Source organism: Cellulophaga sp. RHA_52, assembly GCF_007827205.1.
In the GTDB taxonomy this organism is placed as follows: Bacteria; Bacteroidota; Bacteroidia; order Flavobacteriales; family Flavobacteriaceae; genus Cellulophaga; species Cellulophaga lytica.
Window position 1 is genome coordinate 1845137 of sequence record NZ_VIRZ01000001.1, and the last position, 15749, is coordinate 1860885.

Annotated in this window: 14 protein-coding genes and 1 tRNA gene; 7 read left to right on the top strand and 8 right to left on the bottom strand. The window is 31.6% G+C overall.

Translation table 11 applies throughout. The features are described 5' to 3' along the window. The first annotated feature begins 7 nt into the window (after positions 1-7). From JM80_RS08140 to JM80_RS08155, 4 genes are all read left to right on the top strand, one after another. The gene (locus JM80_RS08140) at positions 8-961 is read left to right on the top strand and encodes a MoxR family ATPase (protein WP_144709661.1); all 954 of its coding nucleotides are present in this window, start codon (positions 8-10) and stop codon (positions 959-961) included. 199 nt (positions 962-1160) lie between these two features. Beyond that, positions 1161-3428, top strand: coding sequence for an aconitate hydratase (locus tag JM80_RS08145; RefSeq protein ID WP_013620049.1), 2268 nt, complete (start codon positions 1161-1163; stop codon positions 3426-3428). Positions 3429-3530: 102 nt separating this feature from the next. Beyond that, positions 3531-4085 carry a TlpA disulfide reductase family protein gene (locus tag JM80_RS08150; protein ID WP_255436722.1) on the top strand — a complete coding sequence of 185 codons (555 nt, stop codon included), beginning with the start codon at positions 3531-3533 and terminating at the stop codon, positions 4083-4085. A 2-nt stretch (positions 4086-4087) separates the two neighbouring features. Further along, positions 4088-4648 (top strand): TlpA disulfide reductase family protein, encoded by a 561-nt coding sequence (locus JM80_RS08155; RefSeq protein WP_034645090.1) that lies wholly within the window; start codon positions 4088-4090, stop codon positions 4646-4648. Positions 4649-4695: 47 nt separating this feature from the next. Here JM80_RS08155 and JM80_RS08160 read toward each other — a convergent pair. Beyond that, positions 4696-4779, bottom strand: a tRNA-Leu gene (locus JM80_RS08160). Positions 4780-4940: 161 nt separating this feature from the next. Between JM80_RS08160 and JM80_RS08165 the strand changes: the two genes are divergently transcribed. After that, a complete protein-coding gene (locus tag JM80_RS08165) occupies positions 4941-6230 on the top strand; it encodes a deoxyribodipyrimidine photo-lyase (RefSeq protein ID WP_144709662.1) in 1290 nt (429 codons plus the stop codon). Here the strand turns inward: JM80_RS08165 and JM80_RS08170 are convergent, their stop codons facing one another. The 6 genes from JM80_RS08170 to JM80_RS08195 form a co-directional block, all read right to left on the bottom strand. After that, positions 6231-6914, bottom strand: a complete 684-nt coding sequence (locus JM80_RS08170) for a lycopene cyclase domain-containing protein (protein ID WP_144709663.1) — start codon at positions 6912-6914, stop codon at positions 6231-6233. Continuing rightward, positions 6914-7372, bottom strand: a complete 459-nt coding sequence (locus JM80_RS08175; protein WP_013620044.1) for a sterol desaturase family protein — start codon at positions 7370-7372, stop codon at positions 6914-6916. The genes JM80_RS08170 and JM80_RS08175 overlap by 1 nt, the downstream gene beginning before the upstream one ends. Next, positions 7372-7830 carry a hypothetical protein gene (locus JM80_RS08180; RefSeq protein WP_144709664.1) on the bottom strand — a complete coding sequence of 153 codons (459 nt, stop codon included), beginning with the start codon at positions 7828-7830 and terminating at the stop codon, positions 7372-7374. The genes JM80_RS08175 and JM80_RS08180 overlap by 1 nt, the downstream gene beginning before the upstream one ends. A 53-nt stretch (positions 7831-7883) precedes the next feature. After that, positions 7884-8720 carry a squalene/phytoene synthase family protein gene (locus tag JM80_RS08185; RefSeq protein ID WP_034645097.1) on the bottom strand — a complete coding sequence of 279 codons (837 nt, stop codon included), beginning with the start codon at positions 8718-8720 and terminating at the stop codon, positions 7884-7886. Continuing rightward, positions 8720-10180, bottom strand: coding sequence for an NAD(P)/FAD-dependent oxidoreductase (locus JM80_RS08190; protein ID WP_013620041.1), 1461 nt, complete (start codon positions 10178-10180; stop codon positions 8720-8722). Before JM80_RS08190 ends, JM80_RS08185 begins: the two co-directional genes overlap by 1 nt. A 126-nt stretch (positions 10181-10306) precedes the next feature. Beyond that, positions 10307-12268 (bottom strand): fasciclin domain-containing protein, encoded by a 1962-nt coding sequence (locus tag JM80_RS08195; RefSeq protein WP_144709665.1) that lies wholly within the window; start codon positions 12266-12268, stop codon positions 10307-10309. A 142-nt stretch (positions 12269-12410) separates the two neighbouring features. On the opposite strand from JM80_RS08195, the gene JM80_RS08200 reads away from it, so the two are divergent. After that, positions 12411-13283 (top strand): MerR family transcriptional regulator, encoded by an 873-nt coding sequence (locus JM80_RS08200; protein WP_013620039.1) that lies wholly within the window; start codon positions 12411-12413, stop codon positions 13281-13283. A gap of 201 nt (positions 13284-13484) precedes the next feature. Further along, a complete protein-coding gene (locus tag JM80_RS08205; protein WP_013620038.1) occupies positions 13485-14807 on the top strand; it encodes a Gfo/Idh/MocA family protein in 1323 nt (440 codons plus the stop codon). Positions 14808-14827: 20 nt separating this feature from the next. On the opposite strand, the gene JM80_RS08210 is transcribed toward JM80_RS08205, so the two are convergent. Next, the gene (locus JM80_RS08210; protein WP_013620037.1) at positions 14828-15697 is read right to left on the bottom strand and encodes an AraC family transcriptional regulator; all 870 of its coding nucleotides are present in this window, start codon (positions 15695-15697) and stop codon (positions 14828-14830) included. Between the last annotated feature and the right edge of the window lie 52 nt (positions 15698-15749).

Here is a 15749-nt window from a genome sequence, read left to right on the forward strand (position 1 = left end):
GAACTTTATGTCAGACGTAACTGCTGTTAAAAATTTAGTTGAAAAACACCACGCACTAAAGCAAGAAATTGCTAAAGTAATTGTGGGCCAGGATGTAGTAATAGATCAAATATTACTATCTATTTATACAGGCGGTCACTCTTTGTTAGTAGGTGTGCCCGGTTTGGCAAAAACCCTAATGGTAAACACAATAGCCCAAACCTTAGGGTTAGATTTTAAACGCATACAGTTTACGCCAGATTTAATGCCTAGTGATATTTTAGGTAGTGAAATATTAGACGAAAAAAGAAACTTTAAGTTTATAAAAGGTCCTATTTTTTCTAATATTATTTTGGCAGATGAAATCAACAGAACACCGCCTAAAACGCAAGCGGCTCTTTTAGAAGCAATGCAAGAAAGGGCAGTAACAATAGCTGGTAACCATTACAAATTAGATCTTCCTTATTTTGTACTGGCTACACAAAACCCTATAGAGCAAGAAGGTACATATCCTTTACCAGAAGCACAGTTAGATAGGTTTATGTTTGCTATAGAATTGCAATACCCATCTGTAGCAGAAGAAATAGAGGTTGTTAAACGAACAACATCAGACAATAAACCTACAATTAACGCCTTATTTAGTGCAGAAGAAATAGTAGCAGTACAGCTTTTGGTACGTAGAATTCCTGTGCCATATAATGTTGTAGAATATGCTGTTAAGTTGGTAAATAGCACTAGACCAAATCTAGACACAGCCAATGATTATGTAAAGCAATATTTAGATTGGGGAGCGGGGCCAAGAGCTTCTCAAAATTTAATATTAGCAGCAAAAGCACATGCAGCTGTAAACGGAAAATTTTCTCCAGATATAGAAGACGTACAGGCTGTTGCTACAGGTATATTAAGGCATAGAATAATTAAAAACTACAAGGCAGAAGCAGAAAATATTTCTGAAGAACAAATAATTGCCAAATTGCTCTAATTAAAGAAAAATCAATTTCAAACGTTTTCGTAGATAATTTGATAATATTTTAAGTAAAAAATGATGCATTCATTTTTACAAGTGCATTTTTTTGTTTTTTTAGCAAAATAATACTAATCGTTGCCCAATTCTTTCGTTTACCCTTTAGATTTTATTAATTTTGTGGAATTGCAATAAATTAAACTCAAAACTAAAAGGAATGGCATTTGACATTGATATGATAAAAGGGGTTTATGCCCGTATGGCTGAACGAGTAGATATGGCTCGTGAAATAGTAGGAAAGCCACTTACACTTTCAGAAAAAATATTGTATTCTCACTTATGGGATGGTAATCCAAATACTAAATTTACAAGAGGTAAAGACTATGTAGATTTTGCACCAGACCGTATTGCTTGTCAAGATGCCACCGCACAAATGGCATTATTACAGTTTATGCAAGCTGGTAAGCCAAAAGTTGCAGTTCCTACAACAGTACACTGTGATCACTTAATACAAGCTAAAAGTGGTGCTGCACCAGATTTAAAAGTAGCAAATTCTACAAGTGCAGAGGTGTTTAACTTTTTAGAGTCTGTTTCTAACAAGTATGGTATTGGTTTCTGGAAACCAGGAGCAGGTATTATTCACCAAGTAGTTTTAGAAAATTATGCATTTCCTGGCGGAATGATGATTGGTACAGATTCTCATACAGTTAATGCTGGTGGTTTAGGTATGGTTGCTATTGGTGTTGGTGGTGCAGATGCTGTAGATGTTATGGCAGGTATGGCTTGGGAACTTAAATTTCCAAAATTAATAGGTGTTAAATTAACTGGAAATATTTCTGGTTGGACATCAGCAAAAGACGTTATATTAAAAGTTGCAGGTATTTTAACTGTTAAAGGTGGTACTGGTGCAATTGTAGAATATTTTGGAGAAGGTGCTAAAAACCTTTCTTGTACAGGTAAAGGTACAATTTGTAATATGGGTGCAGAAGTAGGAGCAACTACATCTACATTTGGTTATGATGAGTCTATGGAGCGTTACTTACGTGCAACAGACCGTAATGATGTTGCAGATGCAGCAAATGAAGTTAAAGAGCACTTAACTGCAGATCCAGAAGTTTACGCTAATCCAGAGCAATATTTTGATGAAATTATAGAAATTAATTTAGATGAATTAAGACCTCATTTAAACGGACCTTTTACTCCAGATTTAGCTACACCAGTAGGCCAGTTAGGAGAAAAAGCTAAAGAAAATGATTGGCCTTTAAAAGTAGATTGGGGATTAATTGGTTCTTGTACCAACTCTTCTTACGAAGATTTAACAAGAGCAGCTTCTATAGCTAAACAAGCTGTAGATAAAAAAATTAAGCCAAAATCAGATTTTGGTATCAACCCAGGTTCAGAGCAAATTCGTTTTACCGCAGAAAGAGACGGTATATTAGATATTTTTGAAAACTTAGGAGCTACAGTATTTACTAATGCTTGTGGACCTTGTATAGGTCAGTGGGACAGAAGTGATGCTAAAGGTGATGAGAAAAACACAATTGTACACTCATTTAACCGTAACTTCTCTAAAAGAGCAGATGGTAACCCAAATACACACGCATTTGTAGGTTCTCCAGAAATGGTTGCTGCAATAGCAATATCTGGTCGTTTAGATTTTGATCCTATGAACGATACATTAATTAATGAAGATGGTGAAGAGGTAAAATTAGATATGCCATTAGGTATAGAGTTGCCTCCACAAGGTTTTGATGTAGAAGATGCTGGTTACTTAGCTCCAGATGAAGATGGTTCTGGTGTAGAGGTTAAAGTTTCTCCAGATTCTGAAAGATTACAATTATTAGAGCCATTTACGCCTATTAAAGACGAAAGTTTAATGGGAGCTAAATTGCTTATTAAAGCTTTTGGTAAATGTACAACAGACCACATTTCTATGGCTGGTCCTTGGTTACGTTTCCGTGGGCATTTAGATAATATTTCTAACAACTGTTTAATTGGAGCTGTTAACGCTTTTGGCAAAAAAACAAACTTTGTTAAAAACCAATTAACAGGTGAGTTCGGTGGAGTTCCAGATACTGCACGTGCATATAAAGCTGCAGGTGTTAGATCTGTAGTTGTGGGAGACCATAACTATGGAGAAGGATCTTCTCGTGAGCACGCAGCTATGGAGCCAAGACATTTAGGTGTTGCGGCTGTAATAGTAAAATCTTTTGCACGTATTCATGAAACAAACCTTAAAAAGCAAGGTATGTTAGGTTTAACATTTGCAAATGAGGCAGATTATGACTTAATACAGGAAGATGATACATTTAACTTTATTGACATAGCAGAATTTGCTCCAGACAAACAATTAACTTTAGAGTTAGTTCATGCAGATGGTAGCAAAGATGTTATTAAGCTTAACCACACTTATAACCAACCTCAAATAGATTGGTACAGAGAAGGTTCTGCGTTAAATGTAATTAAAAAAGAAAACGCGGCATAAGCCAAGTTTGTTTTAATAAAAGAAAACTCCCGAAGTAATTCGGGAGTTTTTATTTTTATATGAATTTATCTTCATATTTTAGGGGTAATTATACAATATAAAATGAAAAAGAAAACAGTTTTTACTCTTCTAATAATGCTTCTTATAGCAGCATTTTTTTGGACTCCCTTAGGGCATATGGGGAAAATATTTTTAAACAATATGGTAGCAACTGCTCCTTCTGTTATTACTAAAGAAAATCAGAAAAAAATAACAGATTATGACTGGGTTTTAAAAGATGAAGATCACAACTTGTTTAACTTTAAAAAGTCTAAAGGGAATGTAATTTTTATAAACAATTGGGCATCATGGAAAGTTCATTGTGAAGCCGAACTACAATCCATACAAAAGTTTTATAATGATTATAAAGGTAAAATAGACTTTTATATAATTACTAATGAAGAAAAAGATGTAGTAGAAGAATTTATGCAGCTTAAAAAATTTAATTTTCCTGTTACATATTTAATTATTGATGCTAAACACGCTGTAAATACAGAAAAAGTGCCTTCTAGTTATTTAATAGATAAACAAGGCAATATTGTGATTTATGAAGAAGGTATATCTAATTGGGATAATAATACTGTATACCAAACTGTAGAAAACCTTTTAAAAGAGTAAAAATGGCTTTTACTAAAAAAAGAATATTTAATATTGCTTTTTATGTACTTATAGTTGCCATAATATTTACTCCGTTAGGGTTTAAAGTAAAGGTTTTTACAAATCAAATTTTTTCAGGCAACCCAAATACCCTAAAGCAAGAAGAGCAAATTGTGTTGCAAAATTATAACTGGAAATTTGTAGATGCTAAAGAAAACAGTTTTAATTTTAATGACTACCAAGGTAAAGTAGTTTTTATCAATTTTTGGGCAACATGGTGTCCGCCTTGTGTTGCAGAAATGCCAAGTTTACAAAAGTTATATACTGACTATAAAAATGATGTAGAGTTTATTTTTTTGGCAAGCGATAAAGTAAAAAATGTAAATACATACCTAAAAGAAAACAATTTTAGTTTTAATGTGTATTATTCTAATTACAAGTTACCGCAAGAGCTTAAACATACTGTAATTCCAACAACATTTGTATTAAATAAATCTGGAAAAATTATAGTTAAAGAAACCGGAGCAAAAGATTGGAATAGTGAAAAAACACGTAAATTATTAGATAAGCTGTTGAAAGAATAAAATATAGATGAAAAAATAAAAAGCGCTTATAAAAAGCGCTTTTTTTGTGACTACGACTGGAGTCGAACCAGCACGTTCTTAAGAACACTACCCCCTCAAGGTAGCGCGTCTACCAATTCCGCCACGTAGCCATTGGTTAAAATAATTTATAGCGCAAATATAACTATGTGCTATAGATATATAAACTTTTTAATTTGAAATTTTATGTGTTTTTGTTTCTGTATTAGCCTAGCATATAATAGCTTTTTTACTTAATAGGCCTTATTTTTGATACAAGCATAATTATAGTTTTATGAGTGATAAAATATCTGTTTTTTGGTTTAGGAGAGATTTAAGGATTGAAGACAATACGGCACTGTGTAATGCATTAAAATCTGGTAATCCCGTACTTCCTGTTTTTATTTTTGATGAAAATATTTTAAATGAACTAGATGCAGATGATGCAAGAGTAACGTTTATACATAAAACTATATCAGCTATAAATTTAACTTTAAAAGAATATAATAGTGGTGTACTATGCTTACATACAACACCAGAACTTGCTTGGAAAAAAATAGTAAGTACATACAATGTAGAGCGTGTTTTTTTTAATAAAGACTATGAGCCATATGCAAGAGAAAGAGATCAGAAAATAACTTCATTTTTAAACGATAAATCTATAAAGGTTAAGTCTTATAAAGACAGTGTTATTTTTGAAGAGAATGATGTTTTAAAGAATGACGGTGATCCATATACGGTTTATACGCCATATAAAAATAAATGGTTATCTAAATTTACTCCAGACCTAATTGAAGATAAGAAATGTGACTTTAAAGGTAAATTATTAGAGTTTAATGTAGATTTTCCTTCATTAGAAAATTTAGGATTTAGTGCATCAAACATAACGGTAGAACCATACAATTTAGAGCATCTAGATATTTATGCAGAAAAAAGAGATTTTCCGTTTGATGATATAACAACATATTTAGGTCCACATTTGCGTTTTGGAACCGTAAGTGTACGCAAATTAATTAGAGGTTTAGATGGTTTAGAAAGTGTGTTTTTAAGTGAATTGGTTTGGAGAGAATTTTTTACTCAAATCTTATTTCATTTTCCAAAGGTTGTTACCCAAAATTTTAGATCTAAATACGATGGAATAAAGTGGCGCAATAACAAAGAAGATTTTGAAAAATGGTGTACAGGTAATACGGGTTATCCTATGGTAGATGCCGGTATGAGACAGTTAAACAAAACAGGGTATATGCATAATAGAGTGCGTATGATTACTGCTGGCTTTTTATGTAAGCATTTATTAATAGATTGGCAGTGGGGAGAGGCCTATTTTGCTAAAAAGTTGTTAGACTATGAGTTGGCCTCTAATAACGGCAATTGGCAATGGGCAGCAGGTACTGGTTGTGATGCTGCTCCGTATTTTAGAATATTTAACCCTATAACACAATTAAAAAAGTTTGATAAATATTTTAAATACGTAAAGCATTGGATTCCTGAGTTGGATGGGTTTAATTATCCGCAGCCAATGGTAGAGCATAAAGCAGCTAGGGAAAGAGCATTAAAAGTATATAAAGAAGGTATAGAAGATTAATTATTGATTTTGTTTGTTAAAGTAACGAAACAACTCAATATTCATAAAAATAAGTACAAGTCCGTAAAAACAATCCTCTACAGGTATAGTACCTATTCTAACACCTAAATTTTCTGCATTGTTATACCAAACAATAGGAGACTCTAAAAAACTGCCAGTTAACAAACCATTACTGGCTAAAAAAAATGGTATAATTATTAAATACGTTAAATAATGATAGCTAAGTTTTGTTTTTTTATAGTACAAATAAACTAAAAAAAGGACGGCTAAAATACCAGTTGTACACGTGTATAGCTTGTCTAAATTAAATAAAGCGGTAATTAAACAAGTAGCAATTATTGTAAATGTAATGTATTTTTCAATTTTTTGTAATGGATTATTTTTTATTAAAAATAATATGGCAAAGTATGTAAAAACACATGCATATGGTATGGCTATAAAAAATAAAACTTCCTCTAAAGGTAATTCTCCAAAAAATATTCCACTAAGGTAATCTTTATTAAACCCCCAAACTCCTATAGCTGTAAACCAATAATCCCAAACAATAAAAAATAAAGCAACAGGTATGCACGCTTTAAAAAATGAACCCCATTTTTTGTAAAAAGCGTGTTTTGGGTAAAAGCTAGCAATAAAAGGTATACTAATGCAAGCAAAATTTATAAGTAGGTAATAAAAGGGCTTCATTAAGGTTTGTATTGTTTATGGTATTTTTTTGGGACATATAACATTCCAAAACACTCTCCGTGTTCTTTACCTAAGTGTTTGTGGTGTACTTTGTGTGCTTTACGCAGACCTATTAAATATTTGTTTTTTGTTTTTTTAAACCATTTAAAACGTTGATGAATTAACACATCATGAATTAAAAAATAAGCAATGCCATAAAATAAAATACCTAAACCAATAAAAAACAAAACGTTTAATTGTGGTCTAATACCAAAGAAAAATAAGGCAATGCTAGGTATCGCAAATATTACAAAAAACAAATCATTTTTTTCAAAAGGGTGTGGGTATTTTGGCTGATGATGATCTTCATGTAAAACCCATAAAAAACCATGCATTACATATTTGTGTGTTAGCCAAGTTATAACTTCCATAACAGTAAATGTAACAACTGTAACTAGTATAAAAAGTACTATTTTCATTAATTTGGGCTTATTGTATTTATATTTTTTAAAATTACTTTTTTGTAATTTTCAGGTAATTCAGATGCATCTAAATTATCTAAAATGAATTTTTTATCTGCTGCAATTCTAGTGTTGTACCCTAAAAAACTGGGGATGTTGTTTTGCACTAAGTACCTCACATACCTTGCTTCTATATCGTTTGGGTATTTTTTGATGTAATTTTCTAATGTTTTTTTACCTTCATTAAAATACGCTAATTTTTTAAAGGGCCATACTGTAAACTCAGCTTTTTTCATTGTGCATGAGGCAATGTATGGTGTAGCTTTAGAGCAATTAATTTGTTTGCTACTTTTTATAAACTTCTTTAAATCATCATTAGTTTTTATAGTATGAAATGTATTTCTAATACTTTCCAAACTTGTACAATCTGTGGTTTGGTTAAAAATTAAAACAAATAAGAGAAAAAATAATTTCATTAACTATGTTTAAAAGTCACTACTAATAAACTATAAAGTTATAAGAAATTACGTTATATAATATTAAATTTAAATCTAATATATGCTTTGGTTAAAATTAAAAACTTTAGCGGATTAGAAATACGTATTCTACTGTTCATAATACTACTAGTATCTGCCTTTTTTAGTTTGTTAAGTAATTTAGAGTAGTACTTATATGCTACAAAAACACCTAATCTGCTTTCTAAAGGAAGTTGAACAATACCTTTGTAAGCTTCAGAAAAATCGTTTTCAATATCTTTTAAAATACGGTCTTTAGCAGTATGTGTAAGTGTGTTAGTATTTAATTCGGGAAAATAAGATCTTCCTAATTCATTAATATCGTCTTTAAAATCTCTTAAAAAGTTTACTTTTTGAAAAGCAGATCCTAAGTACTGTGCAGACTCTTTTAAGTGGTTAAATCTTTCATTGTCATTATTAACAAAAACGCGTAAACACATTAAACCTACTACATCTGCAGAGCCATAAATATATTCGTTATATTCTTCCCTTGTGCTGTATTCTGTTTTGTTAAGGTCAAAACGCATGCTAGTTAAAAAGGCGTCTACATACTCTTGTAAATCATATTTTAAAACAACTTCTTGAAAAGAGTTTATAATAGGATTAAGGCTTATTTTACGGACAAGAGATTTTCTGTACTCCTCTTCAAACTCATTTAAAAGCTCTTCTTGATTATAATCATGAAAAGTGTCTACAATTTCATCTGCATACCTAACAAAACCATAAATAGCATATATGGCGGGTCTTATAGATGGTGCAAATAGTTTTATACCTATAGAAAATGACGTACTATAAGTTGTGGTTATTAATTTACTACAATTAACGCTAGAGGAATCAAACAGAGCTTTCATTATTTACTATGTTTTAAAATTAGTTCACTTACTACTTTGCCAGATATTAATGATGGTGGCACACCTGGTCCTGGAACAGTTAATTGTCCACAGAAATATAAATTGTCTACTTTTTTACTTTTTAGTTTAGGTCTTAAAATATGGGTTTGCATTAGTGTATTGGCTAATCCATATGCATTTCCTTTGTAAGAATTGTAATCGTCTTTAAAATTGTCTACACAATAAGATTCTTTAAATAATATATCTTCTTTTAATTTTTGATCTGTTAGTTTTTCTACTCTTTCTATAATCTGATTAAAGTAGTGTTCTCTTAGTTCTTTAGTGTCTTCAATATCTGGGGCAATAGGTACTAAAAATATAGCGGCTTCTTTGCCTTCTGGAGCGCTACTAATATCTGTTTTGCTAGGGAAACTGGCATAAAACAGGGGCTTGTTAGGCCATTCTTTAGTATCGTAAATTGTTTTCGCGTGCTCTTCAAAATCAGTATCAAAAAATAATGTATGATGATTTACAGCTTCAATTTTTTTATTAAAACCAACAAAAAATAATAGGGCAGAAGGAGCAAATATTTTTTTGTCCCAGTAACTTTCTGTGTATTGTCTATATTGTTCAGGTAGTAAAGTTTCTGTGTGGTGATAATCTGCACCGCTTAAAAGAACATCACACTCTAGATACCCACTTTTACTTTCTACACCTTTTACTTTACCGTTTTGTATATCAATTTTTAAAACAGGGCTATCTGTAATGGTTTTTACACCTAAACTTTGTGCTAATGTTTGCATACCTTCAACAACTTTGTACATACCTCCTTGTGGGTGCCAAGTACCAAGTTTAAGGTCTGCATAGTTCATAAAATTATAGAATGATGGTGTATTACTTGGCTTAGCGCCTAAAAATAAAACAGGAAATTCTAATACTTTACGTAGCTTATCATTTTTTACATAACCAGATACCTGATTTTTTATAGTAAGTATAAACTCGTACAATTTGGTAATTGTTTTACGGTTTATAATTTCAAAGATGTTTTCACCAGGGTTGTATACTAGTTTTTTTATAGCAATATCATAATTAATACGAGCTTTGTTAATAAAGCGTTCTAATTGTTTACCGCTACCAGGTTCTATTTTTTCAAAAGTATCTCTTGTTTCATTAAAATCTTCAGAAATTGAAATAGCATCGTTTTTGCCAAAATAAATTTGGTAAGCAGGGTTTAGTTGGTCTAGCTGGTAATAATCGCTTGTTTTTTTATTAAAGTCAGCAAAAAACTTGTCAAAAACATCTGGCATCCAATAAAATGTAGGGCCAATATCAAAAACAAAACCGTTTGTTTTTAGTTGTCTAGCTCTACCGCCAGTAGTTGTGTTTTTCTCTAACATAGTAACATCATAACCAGCTTTTGCTAAGTAGCAACTAGCAGATAATGATGAAAAACCAGAGCCTATAATAATTACTTTTTTCATAAACTATTAACAAGTATCTTCCTAAGATACTATTTGTTTTTAAATATAATATTAAAAACCGGTGATTTTTACATCACCGGTACAACAACCAAATTAACCCAACCAACAGGTTAATCTAATTTTATGTTAATGAGTGTCTGGCATTAACACTTTGTTTATGATGTGTACAACACCATTGCTAGCTTCTACATCTGCAGTAGTTACCTCTGCATTGCTACTGGTTGCATCTGTAATAAATACACCGCCAGTTAGGTTAACTGTAACATCTTGGCCTAGTGCAGTGGTTACCATTTGTCCGTCTGTTAGGTCTGATGATAATACAGCAGCACCAGAAACAACATGGTATTTAAGTATGTTAGCTAAAAGCATTTTTTCATCTTCTGTGTCAAAATCTGCTAAACTTGTATAGTCCGGGCCTAAATCATTTAACAAAGCTTCAAATGCTGCATTGGTTGGTGCAAATACAGTAAAAGGACCTTCAGTACCTAATAACTCTACCAATCCTGCATCTGCTTGTTGCAATGCAGTAACCAATAATGATAAGTTGTCTGTAGCAATTGCAAGTTCTACTATATTAGGTTGTAATGCATCAACAATTTCTTGTGGTAACAATACTTTGTCTACTATATGAATTACACCGTTTTTAGCTTCAATATCTGCAGTAGTAACAGTCGCATCAGTTTCAGTCGCATCTTGTATAAATACGCCTCCTGTTAGGTTAACTGTTACGTCTTCACCTTGTGCAGTAGTAATCATTTGCTCATTACTTAAATCTGTAGAAAAAGCAGCTGTACCAGCAACAACATGATATTTTAATATTGTAGCTAGCATTGCTTTTTCATCTTCGGTATCAAAATCTGATAACTCGTTATAATCATCTCCTAACTCATCTAATAATGCAGCAAAAGCAGCATTAGTTGGTGCAAATACAGTAAAAGGACCATCTGTACCTAATAAATCTACCAAACCAGCATCTGCTTGTTGTAAAGCACCAACCAATAATGATAAATCATCTGTAGCTATTGCTAATTCTACAATAGTAGGTTGTTGATCTGCAATAAAATCTACTGCAGCTTGTGGCAACAATACCTTGTCTATAACATGAGCAACACCATTAGATGCCATAATATCTACAGCAGAAATGTTTGCATTAATGTCTGATGCATCAGCAATAACAAAAGTACCATCATTATCAACTACTTCTATTGTATTGTCTGCTAAGGCAGTACTTACTTCACCAGCAGCTAAATCTGTAGATAAAACTTTTGCAGGTATAACGTGGTATAGTAATATGTCTTTTAATAATTGTATTTCTTCATCAGTATCAAAATCATCTAAAGAAGTATAATCATCTCCTAACATATCTAAAAGAGCAATAAAAGCAGTATCAGTTGGAGCAAAAACAGTAAATGGACCATCAGAATTTAATGTGTCTACTAAACCAGCCTTTATAACTGCAGCTTCTAAAACAGTTAATGCATCACTAGCAACAACAACTTCTACCAGTGTTCCTAAATTAATAGCATCTATTACAGATTGTGGTAATAATACTTTATTTATAACGTGTACAATACCGTTTGTAGCATCTACATCTGCTGTAACAACTTGTGCATCTACGTCTGATGCATCACTTACAAAAACACCATTATTTAAAGATATAGATACATCTTCTCCAGACAGTGTAGTTACTACTTGTCCGTCTGTTAAATCGCTAGACGTAACAGCGGCACCAGCAACAACGTGGTATTTTAAAATAGTAGCAAGTAAAGCTTTTTCTTCTTCCGTATCAAAATCATCTAAGGAAGAATAACCGTCTAGACTAGCAAATAAAGCAGTAAATGCATCATTAGTAGGGGCAAATACTGTAAATGGTCCGTTACCACTTAATGCAGAAATAAGATCTGAGTTAGGACTCTCGTCTGATTTTGATAATGCAGCAACCAAAGAGCTAAGCGCATCTGTGCTAGATGCCGTCTCTACAATGTTTAATTGTGCTTCTTTTTCTTGGGGTGTGTCATCATCATCATTACAAGATGTAAACGCAAATAAGAATAGAAGTAATGCCGAAAAATAAATTTTAATTTTCATATTGTCTAACTTTTATAGGGTTATTGTTAGACAAATGTATTAAAATATTTTAAAATGTCTAGTAAAAAGAATAAAAAATTAGACAAAATATGGTTTGAGTCTATTTTTGAGTTATTTTTGCAAACAGTAAATAAGTAAACAAATGGGTAGTTATTCAATGTCTCAGGTTGCCACACTAACTGGTATCAATGCACACACTTTACGAAAGTGGGAGAGCAGATACACCTTTGTACAGCCTAAACGTACCGATACTAATATTAGATATTATACAGATGAGTTATTGCGTAAACTGCTTAATGTAAGTATTTTACATAGAAATGGTTTTAAAATTTCTAAAATAGACAAGATGTCTAATGATGAGTTGCATGCCAATGTAACTGAAGTTTTATTAAAGCCTATAGATGGTGATGTGCTTACGGCGCTAATGTTATGTTTGTTAGAAATGAATGAGCGAGAATTTGTAAAAATTTTAGATGCTCACATCCTAAATAAAGGGCTTTTACAAACAGTTTCAGACCTAATTTACCCCTTTTTAAATCAAATAGGTGTGCTTTGGGGTATAGATAAAGTAATGCCTGCTCAAGAACATTTTGTATCTAACTTAATAAGACAAAAAGTAGTATCGGCTATTGATAATTTATCATTGCCAGAAGAAAGTGCATCTAAAATAGTATTGTTTTTACCTGAAAATGAACATCATGAAATAGGTTTGTTACTGGCACAGTACATAGCAAAAGATTTGGGGTGGAATGTTTATTACTTAGGGCAACACGTGCCGCTTGAAAATTTAAAGTCTGTACAAGAAATAGTACAGCCTAAATTAATGCTAACAATGTTTATTACAACAATACCAGACAAGGTAAAAGACAAAATAGAAGAAATATTAAGTAATACAAGTGCACATTTATTGGTAGCTGGTAATCCTATAAATTTAAAAGAAAAATATTTTGAAGAAAGAACAACTTATGTATCTAGCCCTTTAGAATTAATAACAATACTTCAGGAAAAAAAATAGTACAAGTAAAAATCAGTTTAAGAATCCGAAAGCCTAGTGTTTTCGGATTTTTTTTGTCTTTTTTATTTAAAATTAACCATTTGTGCTACAATTTTAAACACTTCTATTACTAGACAAATTATAGTATTACTAATTTTATTGAAGTAAATATTTTAAATTTAGAGATAAACCTTTTTTAACTAAAATAAGCAACCTTATAAAATGAAAGACTCAGGCAACATTAAAAAAACAAAAATAAACACCAAAGTATCCAGAAGAGGCTTTATTACAAAAACAGCTTTAGCAACCGGAGCCATTACTATATTACCAAGGCATATTTTTGGTAGAGGATTTGTTGCTCCAAGTGACAGAGTTAATATAGGTTTTATAGGATTAGGAAAACAAAGTAGAGGTTTAGCAAATAATTTTGTGGGTGCTACAAATTCCCAAATTATAGCAGCCTGTGATGTATGGTCTACAAAAAACGAATGGTTTAAAGGTGCTGTAAATAAAATTTATGCAGACAAAAGAAACCAAAATAGTTACAACGGAGTAACTACATACACAAATTACAAGGAGTTGTTAGACCGTAATGATATAGATGCCGTAGTTATTGCAACACCAGATCATTGGCATGCAATACAAGCTATAGATGCTATGAAAGCGGGTAAAGATGTTTATTGTGAAAAACCTTTAACTCATAATATTAATGAGGGTATAGATCTAGTTAAAACAGCAAAAAAAACAAGTAAAATATTGCAAACTGGTAGTATGCAACGTTCTAACAAAAATTTTAGAAGAGCCTGTGAACTTGTTAGAAATGGTTACCTGGGAGATATAAAACAAGTATTGGTAAATGTAGGAGACCCAGCAGTACCATACAATTTAAAAGCAGAAACACTACCAAGTGAGGTAAATTGGAACAATTGGTGTGGACCTGCCCCATTATTAGAATATAATCACAGATTAGCACCATCTCGTAACGATGTTGATTTTTGGCCAGACTGGAGACTTTATGAAGAAGTAGGTGGTGGTATACTTTGTGATTGGGGTGCACATATGTTTGATATTGTACAATGGGCTTTAGGTATGGATAGGTCTGGACCTGTAAAGTATGTTCCGCCAACAGATAAAACAGCTGTTAGAGGTTTAAAAATGTATTATGATAATGGAGTAGAAATGATACACCAAGACTTTGGTAGAGGTTGGGGTGTACGTTTTATAGGGTCTAAAGGTACTATGGATATTAGCCGTAGCTATTTTGAAACTACGCCTAAAAATTTAGTAAATGCAGAGTTAACAACATCAGATACTAAGTTGTATGACACAAAAGGGAATCACTACCAAGATTGGATTACTTCTATAAAAAATAGAACTCAACCTATTTGTGATGTAGAAACAGGTCACCGTTCTGCAACAGTATGTAACATTGCTAATATTGCGTATAATTTAGGCAGAGATTTAGATTGGGATCCAGTAAAAGAAAAGTTTTTAAAAGACAAAGAAGCTAATAAAATGCGTGGTAGAAAAGAACGTAAGTTTTAATACATAATACCTTATTATATTTATATATTCACCTGCTCCTTTCTAAAAGAAGCAGGTGTTTTTTCTGTATGCTTTTTAAAAGATCTAGAAAAGTATGATACGTTTTCAAAACCAACCTTTTGTGCCACCTCTTCTAAAGAGTCGTTTGTGGTTAATAGCAGTAGTTGTGCACGCTCTATTCTTTTGGTTTGTATGTATTTATTAGGTCTAATACCATAGGTTTGTAAAAATAACTTAGAAAAATAATCTGTACTGTAATGGCACTTATTAGCAAGCTCATCTATAGTAATTGGTAAATGAAGATTTTTATTAATGTAGTTTAGTATTTGGTTTAAATTAGAGTTGGTTAGGTTTATTTCTTTAGGGAGTTTATTATTTGTTATAAATTTTGATATTAATATATTTAATATTCCTTGGGTTTCTATAAACTCTTTTGTGGTTAAATTTTCATTTTGTTTAATAAAGTCTAATAGTGTAGGTCTATTATCATACGTTTTAGGATCACTATTTTTAATTTCCCTATTGGCATTTAAGTCAACCAATCTTTTAAAATAATACAAGCTTTTTTCATCTGCTTTTACTTCGTATTCAAAATTTTTAAAATTGTATATAGACAAGCCATTATTAATTTCCTCTAAAAAACTAATGTAATATTGCTCATGATAATCCTCACAAATATACCTAGCATAAGTATAGCTAGGAATTAAGTATATGTAGCCAGGCTTTAAAATGTAAACTCCATCATTATGGTACACTTTAGCAGTGCCTTTTGTAATGTAATACATTCTGGTAAACGGACTAATAACATTGTCAAAATTCCATGATGTACCTAATTTAGCATAGCCAGTGTTAAGTAAAGTTAACCTTAAAGATTGTAGAATTTCTATCATAATTAGTACTTATTCTTCTAAAATAGCTGATTTAGTATTTTTCTAAAACTAG

What these genes read in the sequence shown, in the direction of transcription:
- JM80_RS08155 (WP_034645090.1), top strand. Translation starts at nt 4,088, where the DNA reads ATGGCTTTTACTAAAAAAAGAATATTTAATATTGCTTTTTATGTACTT.
- JM80_RS08170 (WP_144709663.1), bottom strand. Translation starts at nt 6,914, where the DNA reads ATGAAGCCCTTTTATTACCTACTTATAAATTTTGCTTGCATTAGTATA.
- JM80_RS08150 (WP_255436722.1), top strand. Translation starts at nt 3,531, where the DNA reads ATGAAAAAGAAAACAGTTTTTACTCTTCTAATAATGCTTCTTATAGCA.
- JM80_RS08210 (WP_013620037.1), bottom strand. Translation starts at nt 15,697, where the DNA reads ATGATAGAAATTCTACAATCTTTAAGGTTAACTTTACTTAACACTGGC.
- JM80_RS08190 (WP_013620041.1), bottom strand. Translation starts at nt 10,180, where the DNA reads ATGAAAAAAGTAATTATTATAGGCTCTGGTTTTTCATCATTATCTGCT.
- JM80_RS08145 (WP_013620049.1), top strand. Translation starts at nt 1,161, where the DNA reads ATGGCATTTGACATTGATATGATAAAAGGGGTTTATGCCCGTATGGCT.
- JM80_RS08175 (WP_013620044.1), bottom strand. Translation starts at nt 7,372, where the DNA reads ATGAAAATAGTACTTTTTATACTAGTTACAGTTGTTACATTTACTGTT.
- JM80_RS08195 (WP_144709665.1), bottom strand. Translation starts at nt 12,268, where the DNA reads ATGAAAATTAAAATTTATTTTTCGGCATTACTTCTATTCTTATTTGCG.
- JM80_RS08180 (WP_144709664.1), bottom strand. Translation starts at nt 7,830, where the DNA reads ATGAAATTATTTTTTCTCTTATTTGTTTTAATTTTTAACCAAACCACA.
- JM80_RS08165 (WP_144709662.1), top strand. Translation starts at nt 4,941, where the DNA reads ATGAGTGATAAAATATCTGTTTTTTGGTTTAGGAGAGATTTAAGGATT.
- JM80_RS08205 (WP_013620038.1), top strand. Translation starts at nt 13,485, where the DNA reads ATGAAAGACTCAGGCAACATTAAAAAAACAAAAATAAACACCAAAGTA.
- JM80_RS08185 (WP_034645097.1), bottom strand. Translation starts at nt 8,720, where the DNA reads ATGAAAGCTCTGTTTGATTCCTCTAGCGTTAATTGTAGTAAATTAATA.
- JM80_RS08200 (WP_013620039.1), top strand. Translation starts at nt 12,411, where the DNA reads ATGGGTAGTTATTCAATGTCTCAGGTTGCCACACTAACTGGTATCAAT.
- JM80_RS08140 (WP_144709661.1), top strand. Translation starts at nt 8, where the DNA reads ATGTCAGACGTAACTGCTGTTAAAAATTTAGTTGAAAAACACCACGCA.